Genomic DNA, 1,360 nt, shown 5'->3' with positions numbered 1-1,360 from the left:
GGGTCGATTGACACCAGTAGAGTACGAAGCAATCATAGAGCCAGCTGCTCTCGCAGCATGACACTCACGCTGTCACCCTTCTTTGCATCAGTCCCCATCATGGGGGATTCTCCTGGGCCGAAGCCGAAAGGTCGCAGCGACGGTGTCTCAGGTGGTTCGTAGCGGGCGTGGGCCAAAAGATCGGGAGGGATCCAGTCTCAATTAGGCTTCCACGATATGCGCCGCACAGATGCTAGCCAGATCAAGTGCTCACATAAAGGTCGTCCAACACATACACAGTGATGCGTAGATGGCCACGATTATCGACGAGTATTCCGCCTTTTCCATCCCGATCTGGACCCGGGCGCGGAGGCTTTGGACGCTTGTAGACCACAACATTCGAAAATGGAGTGTACACAGATTGGCCAAAGAAAAGGGCTCAACTTAAGGAATCCTTCTCGCCGGGACATCTATCAAATGCTCAAAGGTGGGCCCAGAGGGACTCGAACCCCCGACCCTCTCGGTGTAAACGAGATGCTCTAGCCAACTGAGCTATAGGCCCCACTGCACGACCGAAGGACAGAGCCAGGCGTACGTGCTTGATCAGTATGCCATAAGCGGTGTCTGCAGGCGAAACCGAAGAACGGTCCGGCTGACCTCGCTAGATATAGCCATGCTACTGACCTGGTTCACGGGCAAATGCCATGTTTCATTCAGCTGGGCTCTTGAGCAGTCGTCCTGCGGCGGCGGCGAAGAATTCACCGCTATCTGACGTTTCGATGTCGAACAGATTGCGGTTCTGTTCGATGGCGACTGCGCCCAAAGCATGCGCCATGATTCCCTGCGAGGTCTCAGCGCCGAGAGATTGAACAGCCAGTGATGCAGGCGTGACCTCGTCGGGGGCGATTGAATACCCGAGCAGCATGATCTCTGCCCCGTCGCGGTAGGTAAGAAGAATCTCACGCAATGCCAGCACCGCAGCCAAAGGATCGGAGGGGGCAGGGCACCGAGCGTCCACTTCCGTGTTCATGCGTTTGGCGATGAGGACGAACAGCTCCTGCTTGTCCTTCACATGCCAATAGAGCGCTGATGGTTGAACGTCCAGTTCACGAGCCAGCCTGCGCATCGACAGATCGCCGAGTCCGTAGCGCGAAAGGATGTCGAGGGCTGTTGTCGTGATGCTCTCGGCAGTGAGTGCCAATGAGACGTTCCTTCCACTTGCGGGCGATCGGCCAACCCGATTTTTCGAATCGGGCTACCCTCGCTATAGTAGTTCCTGGCCACGGGATATAGCGCAGCTTGGTAGCGCGCCTCGTTCGGGACGAGGAGGTCGTGGGTTCGAATCCCGCTATCCCGACCAAGGTGATGTGCCGCGACATCG

1 protein-coding gene and 2 tRNA genes are annotated in these 1,360 nt (G+C 56.9%); 1 reads left to right on the top strand and 2 read right to left on the bottom strand.

The window, feature by feature from the left end:
* Positions 1-467 precede the first annotated feature (467 nt).
* Positions 468-541, bottom strand: a tRNA-Val gene (locus MPN20_RS17085).
* Between the two features lie 147 nt (positions 542-688).
* Entirely contained in the window at positions 689-1,180 is a 492-nt protein-coding gene (locus MPN20_RS17080) for a TetR family transcriptional regulator (protein ID WP_242784055.1), read from the bottom strand.
* Positions 1,181-1,262: 82 nt separating this feature from the next.
* Here MPN20_RS17080 and MPN20_RS17075 point away from each other — a divergent pair.
* A tRNA-Pro gene (locus tag MPN20_RS17075) sits at positions 1,263-1,339 on the top strand.
* Positions 1,340-1,360 lie beyond the last annotated feature (21 nt).

It is taken from the genome of Brevibacterium sp. ZH18 (assembly GCF_022748595.1).
GTDB lineage: Bacteria > Actinomycetota > Actinomycetes > Actinomycetales > Brevibacteriaceae > Brevibacterium.
Note: the sequence above shows the minus strand (reverse complement) of the source record. Positions and strands in the feature narration are given on the sequence as shown.